This is a genomic window from Alkalihalophilus sp. As8PL (genome assembly GCF_040939795.1).
GTDB lineage: Bacteria > Bacillota > Bacilli > Bacillales > Bacillaceae_D > Alkalihalophilus > Alkalihalophilus lindianensis.
The window spans coordinates 178,851-199,911 of the sequence record NZ_CP162551.1; the positions used below are offsets into that span (position 1 = coordinate 178,851).

Annotated in this window: 19 protein-coding genes and 1 riboswitch; of the genes, 2 read left to right on the top strand and 17 right to left on the bottom strand. The window is 38.7% G+C overall.

Annotated elements, in window-relative coordinates; translation table 11 throughout:
• Positions 1-36 precede the first annotated feature (36 nt).
• From AB3N04_RS02175 to AB3N04_RS02190, 4 genes are all read right to left on the bottom strand, one after another.
• Complete coding sequence (locus AB3N04_RS02175; protein ID WP_368504514.1) at positions 37-1,071, bottom strand: NAD(P)H-dependent glycerol-3-phosphate dehydrogenase; 1,035 nt, start codon at positions 1,069-1,071, stop codon at positions 37-39.
• A 26-nt stretch (positions 1,072-1,097) separates the two neighbouring features.
• A complete protein-coding gene (plsY, locus tag AB3N04_RS02180) occupies positions 1,098-1,724 on the bottom strand; it encodes a glycerol-3-phosphate 1-O-acyltransferase PlsY (RefSeq protein WP_368504515.1) in 627 nt (208 codons plus the stop codon).
• 24 nt (positions 1,725-1,748) lie between these two features.
• The gene (gene der / locus AB3N04_RS02185; RefSeq protein WP_368504516.1) at positions 1,749-3,062 is read right to left on the bottom strand and encodes a ribosome biogenesis GTPase Der; all 1,314 of its coding nucleotides are present in this window, start codon (positions 3,060-3,062) and stop codon (positions 1,749-1,751) included.
• Between the two features lie 165 nt (positions 3,063-3,227).
• Complete coding sequence (locus AB3N04_RS02190; RefSeq protein WP_368504517.1) at positions 3,228-3,851, bottom strand: hypothetical protein; 624 nt, start codon at positions 3,849-3,851, stop codon at positions 3,228-3,230.
• Positions 3,852-3,973: 122 nt separating this feature from the next.
• On the opposite strand from AB3N04_RS02190, the gene AB3N04_RS02195 reads away from it, so the two are divergent.
• Positions 3,974-4,108 carry a YpzI family protein gene (locus AB3N04_RS02195; protein WP_368504518.1) on the top strand — a complete coding sequence of 45 codons (135 nt, stop codon included), beginning with the start codon at positions 3,974-3,976 and terminating at the stop codon, positions 4,106-4,108.
• Positions 4,109-4,156: 48 nt separating this feature from the next.
• Here the strand turns inward: AB3N04_RS02195 and fni are convergent, their stop codons facing one another.
• The 12 genes from fni to prsW form a co-directional block, all read right to left on the bottom strand.
• Positions 4,157-5,206 (bottom strand): type 2 isopentenyl-diphosphate Delta-isomerase, encoded by a 1,050-nt coding sequence (gene fni / locus AB3N04_RS02200; RefSeq protein ID WP_368504519.1) that lies wholly within the window; start codon positions 5,204-5,206, stop codon positions 4,157-4,159.
• Positions 5,207-5,228: 22 nt separating this feature from the next.
• Complete coding sequence (rpsA, locus tag AB3N04_RS02205) at positions 5,229-6,380, bottom strand: 30S ribosomal protein S1 (RefSeq protein WP_368504520.1); 1,152 nt, start codon at positions 6,378-6,380, stop codon at positions 5,229-5,231.
• Positions 6,381-6,469: 89 nt separating this feature from the next.
• Entirely contained in the window at positions 6,470-7,063 is a 594-nt protein-coding gene (locus AB3N04_RS02210; RefSeq protein WP_368504521.1) for a lysophospholipid acyltransferase family protein, read from the bottom strand.
• Positions 7,063-7,737: a (d)CMP kinase gene (gene cmk, locus AB3N04_RS02215; protein ID WP_317120750.1), complete on the bottom strand. Its 675-nt coding sequence runs from the start codon at positions 7,735-7,737 to the stop codon at positions 7,063-7,065. Before cmk ends, AB3N04_RS02210 begins: the two co-directional genes overlap by 1 nt.
• A gap of 123 nt (positions 7,738-7,860) precedes the next feature.
• Positions 7,861-8,529: a flagellar brake protein gene (locus AB3N04_RS02220; RefSeq protein ID WP_368504522.1), complete on the bottom strand. Its 669-nt coding sequence runs from the start codon at positions 8,527-8,529 to the stop codon at positions 7,861-7,863.
• A gap of 111 nt (positions 8,530-8,640) precedes the next feature.
• Positions 8,641-9,999: a germination protein YpeB gene (gene ypeB / locus AB3N04_RS02225; protein ID WP_368504523.1), complete on the bottom strand. Its 1,359-nt coding sequence runs from the start codon at positions 9,997-9,999 to the stop codon at positions 8,641-8,643.
• 18 nt (positions 10,000-10,017) lie between these two features.
• On the bottom strand, positions 10,018-11,037 hold the full coding sequence (sleB, locus tag AB3N04_RS02230; RefSeq protein WP_368504524.1) for a spore cortex-lytic enzyme: 1,020 nt from the start codon (positions 11,035-11,037) through the stop codon (positions 10,018-10,020).
• 237 nt (positions 11,038-11,274) lie between these two features.
• Positions 11,275-14,721, bottom strand: coding sequence for a methionine synthase (gene metH, locus AB3N04_RS02235; RefSeq protein WP_368504525.1), 3,447 nt, complete (start codon positions 14,719-14,721; stop codon positions 11,275-11,277).
• Between the two features lie 39 nt (positions 14,722-14,760).
• Positions 14,761-16,590, bottom strand: coding sequence for a bifunctional homocysteine S-methyltransferase/methylenetetrahydrofolate reductase (locus AB3N04_RS02240; protein WP_368504526.1), 1,830 nt, complete (start codon positions 16,588-16,590; stop codon positions 14,761-14,763).
• On the bottom strand, positions 16,587-17,726 hold the full coding sequence (locus AB3N04_RS02245) for a methionine biosynthesis PLP-dependent protein (RefSeq protein WP_368504527.1): 1,140 nt from the start codon (positions 17,724-17,726) through the stop codon (positions 16,587-16,589). The genes AB3N04_RS02240 and AB3N04_RS02245 overlap by 4 nt, the downstream gene beginning before the upstream one ends.
• Before the next feature lie 87 nt (positions 17,727-17,813).
• Positions 17,814-17,920: riboswitch (SAM riboswitch) on the bottom strand.
• 82 nt (positions 17,921-18,002) lie between these two features.
• On the bottom strand, positions 18,003-18,167 hold the full coding sequence (locus AB3N04_RS02250) for a hypothetical protein (protein ID WP_317120743.1): 165 nt from the start codon (positions 18,165-18,167) through the stop codon (positions 18,003-18,005).
• 20 nt (positions 18,168-18,187) lie between these two features.
• The gene (gene prsW / locus AB3N04_RS02255; protein WP_368504528.1) at positions 18,188-18,835 is read right to left on the bottom strand and encodes a glutamic-type intramembrane protease PrsW; all 648 of its coding nucleotides are present in this window, start codon (positions 18,833-18,835) and stop codon (positions 18,188-18,190) included.
• 163 nt (positions 18,836-18,998) lie between these two features.
• Between prsW and AB3N04_RS02260 the strand changes: the two genes are divergently transcribed.
• Positions 18,999-19,967 carry an asparaginase gene (locus tag AB3N04_RS02260; protein ID WP_368504529.1) on the top strand — a complete coding sequence of 323 codons (969 nt, stop codon included), beginning with the start codon at positions 18,999-19,001 and terminating at the stop codon, positions 19,965-19,967.
• A gap of 36 nt (positions 19,968-20,003) precedes the next feature.
• Here the strand turns inward: AB3N04_RS02260 and AB3N04_RS02265 are convergent, their stop codons facing one another.
• Complete coding sequence (locus AB3N04_RS02265) at positions 20,004-20,990, bottom strand: YpdA family putative bacillithiol disulfide reductase (RefSeq protein ID WP_368504530.1); 987 nt, start codon at positions 20,988-20,990, stop codon at positions 20,004-20,006.
• Positions 20,991-21,061 lie beyond the last annotated feature (71 nt).

Genomic DNA, 21,061 nt, shown 5'->3' on the forward strand with positions numbered 1-21,061 from the left:
CATGACTTACGCCTAGTTTTTCATTCCTTACTGGTACTACTCACTTTCTAGGAAGTCAGAAATGTGTTCCACTTCATGCTTCTTGACTCTTCCCATTAACTTCTCAGAAGCCTCTTTAGGGTGAATCCCTTCAAATAATACTTCATATAAAGCAGAGGTAATAGGCATCTCAACATCTAATTCATTAGCAAGTTCGTAGGCAGCTTGCGTTGTGCGAATGCCTTCAACAACCATTCCCATCTTGCGAAGTACTTCATCAAGTGACTGACCTTCACCAATCATTTTACCTGCACGAAAATTTCTTGAATGGACACTTGTACACGTTACAATTAAATCACCTAAGCCAGAAAGCCCAGCAAATGTTAACGGGTTAGCACCTTGCTTGACACCAAGACGGGTAATTTCTGCTAAGCCCCTTGTCATGATCGCAGCTTTCGTATTATCGCCCATCCCTAAACCGTTTGTTAGCCCACATACAAGAGCGATAATATTTTTTAGAGCCCCACCTGTTTCAACACCGATTAAATCTTGATTTGTGTAGACTCTAAAATGTTGATTCATAAATAAATCTTGAGCGAGTGAAGAAGCTTCATGATTTAAGGAAGATACTGTTACGGTTGTTGGTTGTCGCATGCTTACTTCCTCTGCATGACTTGGTCCTGATAGGACAACAACATCCTTTAAAAAGTCAGTTCCTTTAAATTCATCTTCAATCATCTCTGAAATTCGCTTATGAGTTCCAGGTTCTATTCCTTTACTCGCATGAATGATTGTGACTGGGGTTGTTAAAGCTTCGCGAAGTGAACGAACTGTCTCTCTTATAGCTATTGTTGGAACTACCAACAATAGCACCTCAACACCCTCTACTGCTTGCGCGAGATCTGTATAACCAATAATTTGGTGAGGTAATTCAACACCTGGCAAATAAGCTTCATTCCGATGTTGTTGGTTTATTTCATTAATTTGCTCATCTCTTCTAGCCCATAATCTCACTTGATGATTATTATCAGCTAAAACCATGGCAAGTGCTGTACCCCAGCTCCCAGCACCAATTACTGTAACATTTGACATGTGACCAACTCCTTTAAACATTAACTCTAGGAAGCTTCTTTTTTCTTCCCAATTTTACTTTCTGTTCCCGTTACCAAACGTTGGATGTTTGCACGGTGACGCCAGAATGAAAGGATGGCTACAAAAATTGATAAGATGATATACATCGTTGGTATTTGATACGTTTCCATTAGTAAATAAGCAAAAATAGGTGTACCTAAAGCAAATAAGAGTGATCCTAATGAAACATAACGTGTAAGTACAATACTAATAATAGCGATGATTCCAGCAAATAAAGCGGGAAAGAAAACGAGTGTTGCGATCACACCTATTGTTGTAGCAACACCTTTTCCTCCTCGGAAGCCATAATAAAGGGGCCAGTTATGTCCAAGAATGGCTGCAAGTCCTGCCATAGCAGGGAAAATACCACTTTGATCTGGTGCAAGTAATAACGCGAGCCATACTGCTACTATTCCTTTTAATACGTCTAGTAACAAAACCGTAACCGCAGGACCTACCCCTAACACCCTCAATGTGTTTGTTGCCCCGGCATTTCCACTACCATGTTGACGAATATCAACTTTTTTAACTTTTTTTGCAATTAAATAACTAAAGCTTATCGAACCAAGCAAATAACCAATTAAAATAACAGTGAGCAACAAAAAAATATTCATAGTCTCCCCCAGTTCTAACTATGATTAGTCATTTTTCTTTCTAGCGATAATCTTAATTGGAGTCCCCTCAAATTCAAATGTGGCACGGAGACGGTTTTCTAAGAAACGTTCATAAGAGAAATGTAGAAGCTCAGGCTCATTTACAAAGAATACAAAGGCAGGTGGTTCCACGGCGACTTGGGTAACATAATTAATACGAAGTCGCTTTCCTTTATCTGTTGGTGTTGGGTTCATTGCAACAGCATCCATAATTAAATCATTTAAAACGTTAGTCGGTACACGTAAGTTATGATTTTGAGATACACGTTTAACGGTTGGTAATACATGTTGTAAACGTTGTTTAGTTTTTGCCGAAGTAAACAAAATTGGCGCATAAGATAAGAATAAAAATTCATCACGAATTTTTTGCTCAAATCTTTGCATTGTTTTGTCATCTCTTTCAATTGCATCCCATTTGTTAACTACAATAATAATGGCACGACCAGCTTCATGAGCATAGCCAGCAATTTTTTTATCTTGCTCAATAATGCCTTCTTCAGCATTAATGACAACTAGTACAACATTAGAGCGTTCGATTGCTTTAAGTGAACGAAGTACACTGTATTTCTCAGTGCTTTCATACACTTTTCCTCTTTTACGCATCCCTGCTGTATCAATTAAAACGTATTCTTGATCGTCACGAGTAAATGACGTATCAATCGCATCTCGGGTCGTTCCTGGAATATTACTTACAATTACTCGGTCCTCACCAAGCATGGCATTGACTAAAGAGGATTTACCTACATTTGGTCGACCAATTAATGAAATACGGATCGTATCTGGATCGTAATCATCATCTGCTTTTTCTGGGAAGTGCTTGAGCACCTCATCAAGAAGATCCCCTAAACCGAGGCCATGTGAACCTGAAATAGGATATGGGTTACCTATTCCGAGTGAGTAAAATTCGTATAACAAATCATGCATGTCAGGATTGTCTACTTTATTTACGCCTAAAACAACTGGTTTTTTAGAACGGAATAAAATTTTAGCTACTTCTTGGTCGGCACTCGTTATTCCTTCTCGACCATTTACAATAAAGACAATGACATCAGCTTCTTCAATGGCTAATTCTGCTTGTTCTCTCATTTGATTTAATAATGGTTCATCAGCAAGTTCAATACCACCAGTATCAATGACATTAAAATCGCGATCTAACCATTCTCCATGACTGTACAAGCGATCACGTGTAACTCCTGGCATATCTTCGACAATTGCTACTCGTTCTCCTACTATTCTGTTAAAAATGGTTGATTTCCCGACATTGGGACGTCCTACAATTGCAACGACTGGTTTAGTCATAATTGCCCCACGACCTTTCTTATGTATAATATATAAATGAATTCATCAAATATCCGATAAATTGGGGAAAACCTGTATTTGAGGAAGCATTTTTGAACTTGTATGCTACCTGCAACCTATTTATTCTACTAAAATTAATGAAGATTGTCGAGACTTACTCGACAATCAATCTTTCGTTAAGTATAATTCATCCGATAAATGGTGTGAATTCTTCCTTTTCGACCATGCATGTACAATAGACGATAGATGATGTAAGTACCAACCACTTCCAATGAGTGCTGAAGTAAGAGCCATAACATCTAACAAATAAAATTCTCCAAATGAATACACCATAAATGTTTTTGAAACGGTTAGACCATAAAGAAGCTCTCCATGTAATAATCCTAAGATAGCAATTAATAATCGCAACGACCATTTTGTTGTCATGATACATGATAAGGTTACAACGATAGCCATAGACATAATACGCCCATCAATTAAATGAACAACAGGATCATAGATTGACACAAGTTGAAAGGAAGCATAACTCGCTGCTACGATTAATGATGTCGGCAAAATATACAAGAGGCTCCTTGTCTTCAATTGAGTGAGATATCCATAAAAAACGCCAATCATAAAAACATATCCTAAACTTACTTGTATTGATTGAACCGTTACAAATTTTGGACTAACAATTAATAAAGTAAACATAAATATGGCGACAACGGTTCTTCGACTATTTTTCGGCCAAAAAAATGTGATCAGACAAAGATAAATCCATCCTACCCAGTAAAAATAAACCCCATCCATTTATAAACCACCTCCCCATTCTTCTTAGTATCGACGCTTCTCTTAAAAGTAAACATCATGATACATACAAAAATGACGAGATGGAGATACTAACCATTCAACAAAGAAAGGAGGTAGTTAAAATGGGGAAAGACCGTCAAGAACGTAAATTAAGAGAATCACATAAAGTAGAATCTGATCGAGATCAAAACTTAACGAATAAAGGTGCAACTAAACTTCAAAGTCCAGATGAAGCAAGAGCTAATCAACGACCATAAAAAAAGCATAAAAAGGTTGAATGAGGAACCTTTCCCTCATTCAACCTTTTAGCGTTGACTATAACGATCAAGTTTAATACCTCTTTGTTCGCACCAATCACGTGTTTCCCCACTAATCACTAGGGGGACACATTGTAATTGATTCAATGTTTTACTATTTAGAGCAGTCATTAACATTTTAAGGTCTTCATGCATTTCATTAATCTCATCGATAAGAGCTTGTTGCCCACTTCCCATTAGAATTTTAAGAAAGTAACCCGCAAATCCTGTAGCACTTGCTCCTAAAGCAATTGACTTTGTAATATCCAAAGCGGAATGCAGACCTCCAGAAGAAATAATAGAAAGGTTTTGACCTCCTTCAGTTACTTCAATAATAGAGCTTGTCGTTTCAATGCCCCAATCATCAAAATATCGTAACTTTCGGACCCGTCGTTCATTTTCTATTTTGGAAAAATTCGTTCCTCCGAATCCACCAACATCCACAATTTTTACTCCGACACTTTCTAATTGTCCGGCTGTATTCTTATTCATGCCATATCCAACTTCTTTTACAATAAGAGGAACCTCAATTGCACGGTTAATCTCTTCAATTCGCTTTAAAGTATTAGTGAAATCTCGATCCCCTTCAGGCATCACGAGCTCTTGAATCACATTCACATGTATCTGCAGGGCCGATGCCTCTAACATGTCAATGGCATCCTTTGCTTGGTCAGCTGTTGCTTCACTGCCTAAGTTAGCGAAGATTATCCCATTTGGGTGCATTTCTCTTACTACTTCATAGCTTTTTCTTTCTTCAGTATTTCGGATTGCAGCCATTTGAGAACCTACTGCCATTCCAATACCACATTCTCGTGCTACTTCAGCTAATTGCTGATTAATTGATCGAGTATCATCACCACCACCACCGGTCATGGCATTGATAAAAATCGGCGAACTTAAATTAAGTTCACCGATTTTAGAAGTTAAATCCACGTTATTGACACTTAATTCAGGAATACTATTGTGCACAAAACGAATGTCTTCAAAACCATGAGTATGTGATTGCCCTGTTGATAAGGCATGATGAATATGATCTAGTTTTCTAGTTGCACGGCTCATGCACTTACCACCTCATCTGTCATTATTTATACTTCTTTAATTGATCCCCAATCATATCTCCAAGGGAAAAACCACTAGGCTCATCAGTTCGTTTCGCTTCATACTCTTGATAATCTTGATCATGTGTATCTTCTTTGTGAAGCTCACGGATGCTTAATGAAATACGTTTTTCATTAAGATTTACATCAAGGACTTTCGCTTCCACTTTTTCACCCTCAGAAAGAACTTCTGAAGGCGTTCCTATATGACGGTTTGCAATTTGGGAAATGTGTACAAGAGCTTCGACTCCTGGAGCTACCTCAACAAACGCACCAAAAGAAACTAGTCTCCTAACTGTTCCTTCAATTACATCACCGGTCGAAATTTCACCAGCCACTTCTTCCCATGGTCCAGGTTGTGTTTCTTTGATTGATAACGATACACGTTCGCTATCTGGGTCAACTGAAAGAACTTTGACTTTCACTTGCTCTCCTTCTTTTACAATCTCAGAAGGCGATTCAACACGATGATGAGCTAATTGAGAAATATGGACAAGCCCATCTACTCCACCAACATCAACGAATGCACCAAAGCTAGTTAAACGTTGGACTGTGCCTTCTACCGTATCACCTGGTTGTAAAGATTGTAGGATTGACTTCTTTCTTTCTTGTAACTCTTCGTCAAGAACAGCACGTTGAGATAAAATTAGTTTATTGTTTTCCTGATCTAACTCCTCAACTTTTAAACGGAGCTCACGCCCTTTGTAGTCAGAAAAATCTTCGACAAAGTGACGTTCAACAAGCGATGCAGGAATGAACCCTCTCACGCCAACATCAACCACTAGTCCACCTTTAACAACTTCGGCCACTTTAGCTTTTATGATCTCCCCCGACTCTTGTTGTTTACGTAATTGCTCCCACGCTTTTTCAGCTTGTACAGCACGTTTTGATAGGATAAGCTCATCGTCCTCTAGTTTAAGAATTTTCATTTCCAATTCATCGTCAACAGAAAGGACATCACTTACTTTTTCAACGTGTAAACTTGAAAGCTCGCTGATTGGCACAATGCCTTCAACTTTAAAACCTACATCAACTAATGCTTGTTTTTCTTCAACTTTCGTTACCTTACCTGTAACAACATCTCCTACAGTTAATGATTTCAATTCTGCTAGTTCATTGTTCATTTCTTCACCCATTGACTTTTGCCTCCTTCAATCTCCGCTTTGTAGCGGTATGTAAACGTAATGTATAAATTGAACTCTCACAAAGCGTGAGAAATTTCTACCTACATTAGAGATGATGAATGAGCTTCAATTAACTTACCAATCTCATCCATAATCAGTTGAGTTGCTTGATCAGCTGTTGGTTTTTCTTTTCTTATTTCTTCAAAATTTATTGGTTTCCCATATATTAATTTTAATGGTTCTCCTTTTTCATAAGGACCCACTATTGCACAGGGCATAACGACCGCATCCGTTCGAAGTGCAAAGAAACCAGCTCCGGCAAGCCCTTTTCCAAGTTTGCCATCTTTGCTTCTAGTACCCTCCGGAAACAAACCTAGCATTTCACCCTGCTTAAGATACTCTATCCCCTTACGCAAAGCTTGCTTGTCGCTCATCCCTCTACGTACAGGAAAAGCACCTAATTTAGGCAACAATGACTTTAAGATCGGTTTTTCGAATAGTTCCTGCTTTGCCATGTAATGAATCGGGCGTTTAATATAAGCTCCAAGTAAAGGTGGGTCTAAGTTGCTAATATGATTTGAACATAATAAAACGCCACCATCAGTTGGAATATTTTCTTCACCAATAATCTCAACTTTATACTTACTTGAAAGATACATTCTGCTAATACGCTGACCAAGTTGATATAAGCCCATTAAGAAGCACGCTCCTTCGCTAAATCAATAATTGATTTTACGACTTCTGCAATAGTCAAAGAAGTAGAATCAATCTCAATGGCGTCATCGGCCTTCTTTAATGGAGCAAACTCTCTAGTAGAATCTAACTCATCGCGTCTCGCAATATCTTTTTTTAATTCCTCAAATTCAGATGGGAATCCTCTTTTCACTTGCTCCTCGTGCCTTCTTCTTGCACGCTCTTCAACTGATGCGGTTAAGAAAACTTTTAAATCAGCTTGTGGGAGTACATATGTCCCAATATCTCTACCATCTAAAACCGCATTTGAACCAGTAGCAAGAATTCGTTGACGCTCTACCATTTCAATTCGAACGGATGGATGACTTGCTACAAGTGACACATGCTTGTTCACCTCATCTGTTCGAATCAACTCAGTTACATCATTTTCATCCACATACACTAATACGCCACTTTCTGTATGCCTCAGATCAATTTGAATCCCTTCAAGTAAAGAATCTAATTCATCCTCATTTTCAAGATTCACGTTTTGTGTCAATGCTGCGTAAGTAAGCGCTCTATACATCGCTCCAGTGTCTATATACAAAAACTGAAGTTGCTCAGCCACTAGCTTTGCGACAGTACTCTTTCCTGCCCCTGCAGGTCCATCAATTGCAATGTTCATCAATTTCATCATTTTCCCACACCTCATACATCTTCCAACAAACTTAATAAGCAATAATACTTAAAACTTTTTACTATTATATACAATAATCATATCACACTCACTAAGGTCGGTCTAATACTTGCTCTCTTAATCTTAATCACGTTTTTGACGCCTTAAAATCACTTGACGTTCAAAACAATATCTTACAATTTGGTCCTGGTCTTTTTGGTCTAGATCTATAAATTGTAAAGAGGCTCTCATTTTTGCTTCAGGCCTCGGTTGATAGGTTCTTATAACTTTACAACGAGCTCTTACAAACTTTTGTTCAGTCTTTTGCATCGGTAATACCATCGTTATATCTACTTCAGCTTGAATCGGCAGTACCGTACCCTTAGGGATCAAAATCGCACAACCGCCCCCACTAATATCTACAGAAACTGTCGTAAATGCAGGAAGACGATCGTCAACTGGTTGTACCGAAACATCTGTAGTCGCCTCAACTCGTACATAATTTCGACGTTGAATACGATAATACTTTTCTTTACCTGGATCCTTTAATAGTAAAACCGGTATATTTCTTTTTTCTCGACCCATTACTTCAGTTTGAAATTCATAAACGGTTGAACTTTCTGATATAAAAGAAGCCTTTAATTTAGTCCCATCTAGAATAAAGCTAGGCTTCTCTGTTTCAACGTTAATTGGATAATCAATCACAAGATATCCTTTTGACTTATCTACTAAACGGCAGCGCAGCTTTTTTGTTTTTTTTTCATCTGTATTATCTTCCATTTCTATTTGCATTGTTGTTCCAATCGCAATCATTGCATTCCCTCCTGCAACTACATACAACTAAAATAGTCCTATATATTTTTACTCATTATCTCACGTAACAAAAAAAAGAAGAAGCATTAGCTGCTTCTTCTGTTAAATTATTTATGAAAAATCATAAACTCTTTCTGCTCGCTCTAAACGATCCACTTTTTCCTCTTGGCCATCATCTGCATTAATAAAGATTCGATACGTATCATCATTTATCGTCCCAAAAAACTCATAACATAATACTTCATCGCCTAGTTCATTTTCAATTAATGCTAGGTGATCTTCCATAATCGCTACTTTTGGATTCACACTTTTTTCTGCTTCTTCTAATGAAACCACCGGCTCATCAATAGAGCGTTCTTTGTGGTTTATCAGATAATCCTTCGCTTCATAACTAATCACATTCCCATCATCTAATGCAACTTCTACCATAATAGAATCGGTATAGACTCGTACATTATCTTGCAAGTATACAAATTGAAACAGCCCGATTGAATCATATTGTTTACTTTCAATCAATTGCATACTTTCTTTACCGTTCTCTTCTAAAAACGCTTGCGCGACATCAGAAGCTTCTTTTAAGCTTATATTCTGATCACGAATGTGACGTTCTTGCAAGAACCAGATCGGGTGTCCTCCTTCAACACTCATATCCATATAATAATGAGCCTCATGATCTGGATCATCAATCACTAAACTGTAAGCAGGGTACTCAAGCCCTGATCCTGTATCTGCAACATGTACAGCTGCATTTTCATTTAAATCAAGGTACTTTCTTGCAACATCTTTTGCTTCTTCCTTTGAAAACTTCTTACCGCCCGCTAACGCGCGCTTCATTTCACCATTCAAATCTTCTATTGAAGCAAGACCTGCGCCCCACTCCACTTCACTGTATCCTTCGATGTTTTTGTTCATCACTTCAAAGTTATTAACGACTAAATTATCTGATGGCTTTTCTTCCGTAGCCGCTTGCAATTCCTTATCAATATCTAACCATTTTTGATTATTCTTTAATACGTATGCTTGCGCTTCTCGCATTTCTTCTCGAATATCGTGTGAATGGTCGTAAAGTGTTTGTAATGTTTGATATTCTTCATCTGTTAGTGGTTCTTTATCTAAATCACGAATAGAGGTGCGATAAGAGAACTTCCCAATTTTATAAAGGAACTCTTCCGTTTTCCCTAGCTGTAAAGAATTTAAAGGTAGTTGGCCTAGTTCTGCTTGAGCAAGGCTTGTGATCCTCCACACTTCAGCTAACGCTGGTGTTAGTTGACGGCGAGTGTTCATTGCTAACGTCGTTCCTAATTCGTCTTCGATTTGATCTAAATGAAACGTCAAATCATGAAAAGCACGCTGATAATTGTTTTCCGCATTTATTGAAAGTACTTGTTTTTGTTCTTGTTCTTGAAAACCCCAGTAACCTAGTGCAATTACTGCAACGGCTAGTAGCCCAATAATTATGTTACGCAACATTTTTATCACCTCCAAAAATTAATGACAGAAGATATGCTTACCAATTTTCTTAATTTGTGGTCTAGTCCAAATCCAACCTGATGTAGCTGTATCCGGGTTGAAATAATAAATTGCATTACCGGTCGGATCCTGACCATTTAAAGCATCTAGCACAGCACGTCTAGCAGTTTCATCTGGAGCCATCCAAATTTGTCCATCAGCTACTGCTGTAAACGCTCTTGGTTCAAAAACAACCCCTGAAACGGTATTAGGAAAAGTCGGACTGTTAATACGGTTAATAATGACGGCTGCCACGGCAACTTGACCTACATAAGGCTCTCCTCTAGCTTCACCATAAACAGCTTGAGCCATTAATTGGAGATCATTGTCTGAATAACCAGGCGGCACATTAGTAGCTTTTTCAATGTCAGCATCATTATTTTGATCTACCGGTGCCTCTTCATCAGGGACTGGCGCTTGTTCTGGCGTTTCTGGAGCTGGCGACTCTCCACCTTGTTGCGGTTGACCGCCTTCGGGTGCTGGTGTTGGCTGCTCTCCTGCTTGACCTTGCTCTGGTGTCGGTGCTGGTTGACCACCCTTAGCAGGAGCAGGCTGTTGCCCGGCTTGCTCTCCACCTTTTTGTTTATTTCGGCTACCTTTAGGACCTTGCTGAACTTTTTTTGGGGTCCCTCCGTAATGAGTAAACTTCCGACCTTCATTTAATGCACGTTGAACAAATTGTTCGTTATACTCAGTTGATTTAGCTAACTTATCTTTCATTTCAGGACCAACTAATCCATCAATATCTAATCCAAATTCATATTGATAATTTCTAACGGCCCAATATGTGCCCCAACCATAGACTCCATCAATTTTCCCATTATAAAACCCGATGTACTGTAGACGCGCTTGAAGTTCTACCACGTCATCACCTGTTGCTCCTTGTTGAATCACTTGATCTGTGAATGCATGAGTGGGTGTTGACTGCGCCACTACTGCTACTGCACAAATCATAATGAGAGCAAGAGTAAGTTTCGATATGAACCGACGACTCTTCATGTTGTAAGTACCCTCCTTATGTCCTGAATCATTTTTTGAAGTGAGTTCATAAATCTCACTACTTGTAAACGTATTGTTTGTACACACCCAATTTTTATACGAATTTGATTACATTTCTTTAATTGTTCTATTCATGTCAAACTTAAAATTCTGTACAAAATGACCAATTTTAAAGCTCTTTACGAAAAAAATGCCTACTCCATGGAAAGAGTAGGCAATCTTATGTCTATCAAATTTTTAAGCTAACACGTTAAAATACCTGCCTTCAGGATGAGCGAATACCATTGCTGTTACAGAAGCTTCAGGCTCCATCATGAACCCATCAGTCAATTGAATACCAATTTTTTCTGGTGAAAGTAGTGAGAATAACTTTTCTTGGTCTTCTAAATTCGGGCATGCTGGATAACCATAAGAAACTCTCACTCCTTGATATTTAGCAGCAAAGCGTTCTGACATTGTAAAGTCAGTCGGATCAGGAAATCCCCATTTATCCCTCATAAGTTGATGAACACGCTCTGCAAAACCTTCTGCAATTTCAAGAGCTGCGGCTTGAATAAGATGACTAAATAAATAATCTCCGTTTTCTTTAGCTTCTTCAGCTAAATTACGTACGCCATTCCCTGCTGTTACAGCTAAAAACCCAACATAATCCATTTCTCCACTTTCAACAGGACGTAAGTAATCGGCTAAACATAAGAACGGTTCATGATTTTGTCTTGGAAAAGTAAATCGATTAATAACTGTTTTTCGATCTTGCGGATCATAAATGATGACATCATCACCATCGGCTTGGGCAGGAAAGAATCGATACATTCCGTTCGCTTTTATAATTCCTTCTGTTTTAATTCGCTTAAACAACTCATCTACTTTTTCTTTTAAATCAAGAGCTCGTTTATCCCCCTCTTCAAGTAGACGGCTCACCTTCCCTTGCAATCCAAGATGTTTTCCAAGCAACATTTGCAAATTCACATATGGTTCTAGATGACTGAGATCATAATCCCTTAAAATGTGCTCGTTTAGGTCCTCTGGTATAAACAAGGGACTATCGAGTGCTACTTTGGAACGAACCGGCTTTTCAAGAACTTGAACAGACGATTTCCTTTCTACTCTGGCTTGTTCTTTTTGATTTCGTCTTTCTTGAAGCTCGACAGTTAACTTTTCTTGATCTTCTGGTTTTACTAACTTATTAGCAAGCTCAAGCCCATTCATTGCATCCTTCGCATAAAGGACAAGGCCCTCATACTCAGCAGCAATCTTTGTATCTGTGAATTTACGAGTAAGAGCAGCCCCTCCGACCAAAATTGGTATAGAAATGTTTTGTTGACGCATATCTTGAGCAGTCAAAACCATCTGTTGTGCTGATTTAACTAATAGACCCGATAAACCGACCGCTTTCGGATTCTCTTTTTTGATTGCTTCAATTAATTCATTAGAAGTAACTTTTATTCCAAGGTTGACAATCTTAAATCCATTATTCCCCAAAATAATTTCAACAAGGTTTTTACCAATGTCATGCACATCACCTTTCACTGTCGCTAAAAGGATCTTCCCCTTTCCATTATCATCTGCTTTTTTCTCCATATAAGGCTCAAGGTAAGCAACCGATGCTTTCATTACTTCTGCACTTTGTAAGACTTCCGCAACAATTAATTCATTGTTATTAAAAAGTCGTCCTACCTCATCCATGCCTACCATAAGTGGCCCATTAATAATCTCTAATGGATCACTAAAAGATTGCAGCGCTTCGTCTAAATCTTTATAAAGGCCTTCTTTCGTTCCCTCAACTACATATGAAGCGAGACGTTCTTCTAATGTCATAGAAGAAGCTTCAATTTTCTTTTCTTGCTTTTTCCCTCTATAAAAAGCCGTGAATTCTGCAAGCGATTCATCAGTTGTTTTGAACAGTAACGTTTTAGCCATTTCTTTTTCTGCTTCTGGAATGGAAGCATACCTCTCTAATTTCTCAGTGTTTACAATAGCATAATCTAATCCAGCTTGTGTACAGTGATATAAGTACACTGCATTTAATACTTCTCGTCCAACAGGAGGTAACCCAAACGAGACATTACTAACACCAAGAATCGTTAAACAATCAGGCAATGCTTCTTTTATTTTTTTAATCCCTTCAACAGTTGCTTCTGCCGATCCAATATATTGCTCATCCCCTGTTCCTACAGGGAACACTAGTGGATCAAAAATAATATCAGTTGGTTTTAAACCATATTTACCTACGAGCAAATCATAGGAACGCTTTGCTACTTCTACCTTTCTCTCGGCTGATACCGCCATTCCTTCTTCATCAATAGTACCTACAACAACCGCTGCACCGTACCGTTTTATTAATGGCACGATCGCCTCAAAGCGCTCTTCCCCATCTTCTAAGTTAATGGAGTTAATAATAGCCTTTCCTTGTGAATAAGTAAGAGCCTTTTCAATTACTGCCTCATCTGTTGAATCAATCATCAGGGGCACTTTTACTTTATTAACAACATGAGATAAAAAATCTTCAATATCGTCAATCTCTTCACGATCTGGATCTGCTAAACAGATATCGATGACATGAGCTCCACGCTTCACTTGAGCACGTGCAATCTCTGATGCTTCTTCATATTTACCTTCAGCAATCAACCTCTTGAATTTTCTTGAGCCAATCACATTTGTTCTTTCTCCAACAAATAACGGTCGCATACTATCATCATAAACAAGTGGTTCGATTCCAGAAACAGCATGTACATTATTCTTTTTTAGAGGCCTTGGCGCATGCCCCTTTACCGCCTCAACCATTGCACGAATATGCTCAGGGGTCGTACCACAACAACCACCTACAATATTTAACCAACCTTTTTCAGCAAAGCCCATTAATTTTTTTGATAGCGAGCTCGGAGACTCATGGTAATGTCCTTCTTCATCTGGTAAGCCTGCATTGGGGTAGCAACTTACATACGTTTCCGAGAGTTCTGAAAGCGAACGAATATGGTCACGCATAAATTCTGGACCTGTTGCACAGTTTAAACCGACAACCGTTGGCTTCATATGTTCTAAAGACAAATAAAATGCTTCAATCGTTTGACCCGCAAGTGTTGTTCCCATCGGTTCAATCGTTCCCGAGACCATAATTGGAACTTCTACACTTAATTCAGCAAATGCCCGTTCGATTCCGACGTATGCAGCTTTAACATTGCGCATGTCTTGACTCGTTTCAAGCAATAATAAATCAGCACCACCCACAAGCAACCCTCTTGCTTGTTCATGATAAGAATTTATTAGGGCTTCAAATGTAGTACCACCTGTAACGGAAAGTGATTTAGTCGTTGGCCCCATTGCCCCTGCAACAAATCGAGGGCATTCTGGTGTTGAAAACTCGCTCGCTACTTTTTTAGCAATTTCAACTGCAACACGATTTAACTCTTCTGCTTTGAAGCCTAGGTCATAATCATCCAACACAATATCAGTCGCGCCGAATGTATTCGTTTCAACAATATCTGCACCTGCAGCAAAATAAGCACGATGTATTTTCTCGATTACATGTGGAGCCGTTTCATTCAAGTACTCATTACAACCTTCAAACTCTTCCCCGCCAAAATCTTCTGCCGTAAGATTTGCCTGTTGAAGCATCGTACCCATTGCTCCATCTAAAACAAGGATTCTCTCTTCAAGTTGTTGTTCTAATAATGATTTTGGCATGATAACTCTCCTTTTTTCCGTCCATCCAATATGGTTCAATTATTTGATAATTTCAGTAGCTGTTTTCTGCTCAATATAAGTCGTTAATTCCACGGTAATACCGTAGCGTAAAAATGGGGTGATAAGATAAATTCCGTTAAAATATTCCGTAGCAGTATCAATTAATGATTTGGCAATCTTGATTCCTTCTGCTTGTGCAAGATTAGGGTCCTCACAATCAGCCATTGACTTACGAATGGAATCAGTTAACTTGATACCTGGTACTTCATTATGAAGAAATTCTGCGTTCCTTGAACTTATTAACGGCATAATACCAAGATAAATAGGTGTATCTAGATGTTTTGTTTCATGATAAAACGCTTCAATTTGCTCTTCGCTATACATTGGCTGTGTCATAAAAAAATCTGCGCCACTATCTATTTTTTTCTCCATTCGTACTACTGCTTTGTCCACATGACGGACATTAGGGTTACAAGCTGCCCCTATCGAGAAATTAGCCTTTTGGCCCAGATCTTTACCTGAGAATGAGATCCCTTCATTTAGTTGTTTCATAAGGGAAATCAATTGAAAAGAGGTAACATCATATACGGATGTGGCTCCTGGAAAATCACCCACTTTTGTTGGATCTCCAGTTACAGCAAGCACATCATTAATTCCTAAAGCATCAAGACCCATTAAATGAGATTGCAACCCAATTAAATTTCGATCGCGACATGTTACATGTACAAGCGGCCGCACATCCTCCTTTATTTTTGATGCTAGGGCCATGTTATCTATTCTTGGAGAGGCAAGCGAATTATCTGCTAGGGTAACTGCATCAACCCCTGCCTGCTTAAGAGCATTAGCTCCTTTAATAAAATTATCGGTATTTAACTTTTTGGGCGGATCAAGTTCTACAATTACTGACTTTCTCTGCTTTACTAATTCAGGCAAGGTCTTCTCCTTGCGTTTAAATTCAATGACTGAATTCGGGAGCTTCAACGAAGAAGTGACCCACTTTTCCTGTACTGGTTTACGTCTTTTTGCAACTGTGGCAAAAGCTTTAATATGTTCCGGTGTCGTCCCACAGCAACCTCCGAGTAACCTCACTCCTTGATTAACAAACTGTTCACCCATACTTTCAAAATAATCTGGATTTGAATGATAGAACAGCCTGCCATCCTGATATTCAGGTAAGCTTGCATTAGGATATACGGATAAATATGCCCCTTCAGGAAGAGGAAGATCTTCAAGTGATCGCAACATATGACTAGGACCCATACGACAATTGATCCCTACGACATTTGCTCCTTGCTTCACCATCTCGTCAATGGCATTCTTCAGTGTTACACCCCCATGTAAAACACCTATTTCACCTAAAGATACATTGGCGATCACAGGGATATCCGACCTATTCCTTACTAATTGAATCGCCAGGATAATTTCATCTAAATTATAGAAAGTCTCTAATAAAATTCCATCTATTTCTTCATCTAACAAAATTTCAAGTTGTTCATCAAGGGCATTTTTCATTTCTTCTAGGGACCAATCTTCCTGGTGTAAGTTCTGCAAACCACCTACTGTTCCGAAAATGAAATGTTCACCTTTAGTTGTTGCCTTGCGTGCTAACTTTACTGCTTCTCTATTAATGATTTCTATTTTATCTTCTAGCCCGTGTTTCTCTAGCTTAAGTCGATTGGCTGCATATGTGTTCGTTTGAATAATGGTTGAACCGGCAGCTACATATTGGTTATGGGCATCTATTATTCTTTTAGGATCAGATAGATTTAGCTCCTCAAAACATTGAGAAACACCTTGTTCATAGAGGAGTGTACCCATAGCTCCGTCTCCAACTAATACTTCTGTTTTTATTCGTTCCAGAAACGTCATCGTTCCACCCCTCTTGATTGAGTCACTTTATTCTTTGCCACATAAAGAAATGCCTGCTCTAGGTCTTCAAGGAGATCTTCAGCTCTTTCAATCCCCACAGAGAATCGTAACAATCGATTACATACCCCATTTTGAACTCGTACCTCTTCTGGAATATCGGCATGTGTTTGTGTAGCAGGATACGTCATTAAACTCTCTACGCCCCCTAAACTTTCAGCAAAAGAGATCAGTTTCAACTGCTGTAAAAACGGATTGACCCATTGTTCATCCTGAATTCTAAATGAGACCATTCCCCCTCGACCTGGGTATAACACATCCGTTACACATTCGCTTTTTTGTAAATAACGGACGATTTCCTTCGCATTTTGCTCGTGTTTTTCCATTCTAAGCGCAAGTGTTTTCATTCCCCGAATTAATAACCAAGAATCAAATGCACTAAGCGTTGCTCCAATCCCGTTATGGTAGTAGCCAATTCTCTCTGAGAGCTCTTTGCCTTTTGCGACCACAAGACCAGCAATGACATCATTATGTCCCCCTAAATACTTAGAAGCACTATGAACTACAATGTCCGCGCCCTCTACAATAGGCTGCTGGATTAACGGCGTGTAGAAGGTATTATCTACAATTAATAAAATCTGATGCTTTTTACAAATATCAGCTAAAGAGCGGATACAGGCTTCTTGCATCAAAGGATTAGTAGGTGTTTCTATAAAAATAGCTTTAGTCTTTTCATTGATTGCATCCTCAACAAGGTCGAGCTCTCTTGGGTCTACATAAGAAAATGTTAATCCCCAACGCTTCCAACCTTCTTCAAACAAGCGATACGTTCCACCATAAAGGTCTTTTGTAGCTAAAATCTCATCTCCCATTTCAAATAAAGAAAAAACAGTTTGAATGGCAGCCATCCCAGAGCTACAAGCAAATCCACGATCTCCATCTTCAAGAGCGGCAATAGCTTGTTCCACCACTTCACGTGTTGGGTTACCCGTTCTAGCATAATCATATCCTGTTGATTCCCCAATACCTGTATGTCTGTATGCTGTTGATAAATAGATAGGCGTATTAACTGTACCTGTATGATCTTTTCCTCTATTCCCAATTTGAACGACGTCAGTTGCATGTTTCTCTTTTGTCATGTTCTCTCCTCCTAATACCAGTACCTAAATAAAAAGACACCTCAACTTATAAAATAAGAAGAAGGTGTCCATTCACTCATTGGCTTCTTCTTATCTTTCAAGCCTACGCTTGATGGAATTAGCACCTGACCTCGTCAAAAAGGCTGGTTGCTGAGACTTCTTCGGGCCATTCCCTCCGTCTCTCTTGATAAGAATTATATGTTTTATGAAATTTCGAAATAAACTTTTAACGTTGAACTAAAATTACAACAATTCAAAAGGTTTTGCAAGTCTTTTTTAAGATTCAGGGGTTGCGTCAACTTTCAAATCATCATTATTTCCACACACACATTGCTTAAATCCTGTTTCATATTCCCCTTCATCATTCTGTTTGCCACGCAAAATATACTTCTCTCCGCACTTCGGGCAACGAATGACTATACGATAACGTTCTCCGACCATCTTTCATTCCCCTTTCAAATTTAATGATCAAGCTTATTAGCCCATTTTACCTTATTTAGAGCCAAGATCCAAAGTCCAATCATAAATGGCACTAAACCAATCAGAAAATACATACCAAACGTCAGTAAAATAAAGTCATATAACCCATGTAATACAACAGGAGTTACTAAAGAAAGCATTAAAAACCACTTTCGCTTTGATGCTTCCATTTTTGCTCGTCCAATATAATAACCCATTATGACTCCATATAGTGCATGACTTGATACAGGTAATAAAGCCCGAGCTACAGCAGTTTCAAGTCCATGAGCAAGCATGTAAAATACATTTTCCATTGACGCAAATCCAAGAGATAATGATACGCCATAGACAATTCCATCATATCTCCGTGTCATCTGCCCATATTGATAAGCAAAAAAATAAAGCATAAACCATTTAAAGAATTCTTCAAAAAACCCATATAAGACAAAAGCCTTAAATAAATCTCTTTCAAAAAAGCCCTCTACGGTAAATGCGTACTGCAATACCATAACAGGAAAAACGAGGATAAGTCCAATAATAAAGGTTCGAAAAACTAAGGCATTTACGGTTGATTCATAATCATTTCTCAAATAAAAATATGATAATAACGCCATTGCTGGTGCGATCGCGGCTGTCAATATGGCAAACAATTTAAAGCCTACCTTTCTTATCCTGTGCACACATTGATTTTTCATTCAAGTAAAATAATTCACATGGTGAGCGAGGTATGAAAAATATGTTAAAATACGATCATAACATCAAGGAAGATTTTATTCGATGGTTGTAATAGTATGAAATAAAGGAGCAATGAAGATGAAAAAGATTCTTGTTTTACATACTGGTGGTACAATCGCAATGCAAGAAGATGAACATGGCGCTGTAACCCCTAATCTAGTAAATCCATTATATTCCACAATCGAATCCCTTTCAAGCATCGCCTCCGTTGTGGTTGACGATTACCTGAATATCCCATCTCCACATATGACCCCTTCTTTAATGGTCAATTTAGCACATCGATTAAAGGAAAGAGTGGAATCTGAACAATTGGATGGCATTGTCGTAACGCACGGGACAGATACACTTGAAGAAACAGCTTATCTGCTTGATCTGATACTGGATATCGATAATCCTGTAATCGTTACAGGAGCGATGCGTTCTAGTAATGAATTAGGTTCTGATGGACCTCATAACTTAATATCAGCGGTTAAAACAGCAGCTAGTGAAGACGCATATGGCAAGGGTGTTCTAGTCGTTTTAAATGATGAAATCCATACAGCTAAAAACGTCACAAAAACGCATAGCTCTAACATTGCTACATTCCAAAGCCCTCAATATGGGCCTATTGGAATCGTTACAAAACGGGGTGTTAGTTTTCACCACACACCCGCGAAAAGAGATTGCTACGCTATCACTTCATTAGAAAAACGAGTGGTTTTGTTAAAGACATACACAGGTATGGATGCAACTACAATTGATGCCATCGCTGAAGCATCCATACATGGGTTAGTGATTGAAGCTTTTGGGCAAGGTAATGTCCCTCCAACCATCATGCCTGCATTAGATCGACTTATTAAGAGGGGCATCCCTGTAGTACTGGTATCTCGTTGCTTTAGCGGAATTGTTCAAGATACTTATGCATATGATGGTGGAGGCCGTACACTTAAAGAGCTCGGCGTAATATTTACCAATGGCTTAAATGGTCAAAAAGCAAGATTGAAATTGATGGTAGCACTTGAGAAAACAAACGATAATGATCAATTACAGACTTTATTTTTGACTTAAGGAATTAACTCTATTAACTACAAAAAAGCCCTACAATTAGGGCTTTTTTGCTTCTGCTTGATCTTTTTCGGTTATATTTTCGGCAATGAGAGGTCCATGGAATCGACCATTCTCAATAAAAATTTCATTTGCATTATTACCGGCAGCAATGACCCCAGCAATATATACACCCTCAATGTTTGTTTCCATCGTTTCCTCATTAAAAGCTGGTCTTCCAGTTTGATCATCAACTAACACTCCAATAGCCGTTAGAAAAGAATGATCAGGATGGTAGCCAGTCATCGCAAAAACAGCGTCGGCTTTCGCAGTAAACTCTTCTCCATTAACCGTGTATATGACTTCTTTTACTTTTATTTCTTGCACATCTGCATTAAAAGACAAGGAAATCTTACCATTTCGCACTAATGAATCATATTCCGGTAAAATCCATGGTTTCACGCTGCTTGAATACTCCTGACCTCTATATAACGCTGTCACACGTGCCCCAGCTTTCTCTAATTCAAGCGCGGCATCAATGGCCGAATTCTTCCCACCTATAACTACAACATCTAGGTCAAAGAAAGGGTGAGCCTCTTTGAAATAATGATACACATGGTCTTGCTCTTCTCCGGGAACATTCATTTTATTCGGACTATCATAATACCCTGTAGCAATAACGATTTGACTGCATTCGTATTCGTCCTTAGACGTTTTAACTTGAAAGCGACCATCGGGTTGTTTGGTTGCACTTCTAACTTCTTCATACGTATGAACACGAATATCCTTACGTTTCACCACATCTCTGTAATAAACGAGCGCTTGATTACGCCTTGGTTTACGCTCCTCTGTGACAAATGCTACATCACCTATTTCAAGCTTTTCACTCGTACTAAAGAACGTTTGATGAGTAGGATAACGATAGATCGCATGTACGATATTTCCTTTTTCAATGACTAACGGGTTGTAGCCTTTATTTTGGCATGCGATTGCTGTTGAAAGTCCGCATGGCCCGGCACCAATTATAATGATATCTTCTTTTTTCAATCTACATTCACCTCACGTGCTTTACATAAAAATAAAACCCTTGCATCAATGACACAAGGGTAAGATCGTAC

Excerpts from the sequence above, each read along its gene's own strand:
- AB3N04_RS02175 (WP_368504514.1), bottom strand. The coding sequence starts at position 1,071 with ATGTCAAATGTTACAGTAATTGGTGCTGGGAGCTGGGGTACAGCACTT.
- plsY (WP_368504515.1), bottom strand. The coding sequence starts at position 1,724 with ATGAATATTTTTTTGTTGCTCACTGTTATTTTAATTGGTTATTTGCTT.
- AB3N04_RS02240 (WP_368504526.1), bottom strand. The coding sequence starts at position 16,590 with ATGACGTTTCTGGAACGAATAAAAACAGAAGTATTAGTTGGAGACGGA.
- AB3N04_RS02220 (WP_368504522.1), bottom strand. The coding sequence starts at position 8,529 with ATGATTGCGATTGGAACAACAATGCAAATAGAAATGGAAGATAATACA.
- AB3N04_RS02190 (WP_368504517.1), bottom strand. The coding sequence starts at position 3,851 with ATGGATGGGGTTTATTTTTACTGGGTAGGATGGATTTATCTTTGTCTG.
- AB3N04_RS02260 (WP_368504529.1), top strand. The coding sequence starts at position 18,999 with ATGAAAAAGATTCTTGTTTTACATACTGGTGGTACAATCGCAATGCAA.
- AB3N04_RS02210 (WP_368504521.1), bottom strand. The coding sequence starts at position 7,063 with ATGGGCTTATATCAACTTGGTCAGCGTATTAGCAGAATGTATCTTTCA.
- cmk (WP_317120750.1), bottom strand. The coding sequence starts at position 7,737 with ATGATGAAATTGATGAACATTGCAATTGATGGACCTGCAGGGGCAGGA.
- der (WP_368504516.1), bottom strand. The coding sequence starts at position 3,062 with ATGACTAAACCAGTCGTTGCAATTGTAGGACGTCCCAATGTCGGGAAA.
- metH (WP_368504525.1), bottom strand. The coding sequence starts at position 14,721 with ATGCCAAAATCATTATTAGAACAACAACTTGAAGAGAGAATCCTTGTT.
- rpsA (WP_368504520.1), bottom strand. The coding sequence starts at position 6,380 with ATGGGTGAAGAAATGAACAATGAACTAGCAGAATTGAAATCATTAACT.
- sleB (WP_368504524.1), bottom strand. The coding sequence starts at position 11,037 with ATGAAGAGTCGTCGGTTCATATCGAAACTTACTCTTGCTCTCATTATG.
- AB3N04_RS02250 (WP_317120743.1), bottom strand. The coding sequence starts at position 18,167 with ATGGTCGGAGAACGTTATCGTATAGTCATTCGTTGCCCGAAGTGCGGA.
- AB3N04_RS02245 (WP_368504527.1), bottom strand. The coding sequence starts at position 17,726 with ATGACAAAAGAGAAACATGCAACTGACGTCGTTCAAATTGGGAATAGA.
- fni (WP_368504519.1), bottom strand. The coding sequence starts at position 5,206 with ATGAGCCGTGCAACTAGAAAACTAGATCATATTCATCATGCCTTATCA.
- ypeB (WP_368504523.1), bottom strand. The coding sequence starts at position 9,999 with ATGTTGCGTAACATAATTATTGGGCTACTAGCCGTTGCAGTAATTGCA.
- AB3N04_RS02195 (WP_368504518.1), top strand. The coding sequence starts at position 3,974 with ATGGGGAAAGACCGTCAAGAACGTAAATTAAGAGAATCACATAAAGTA.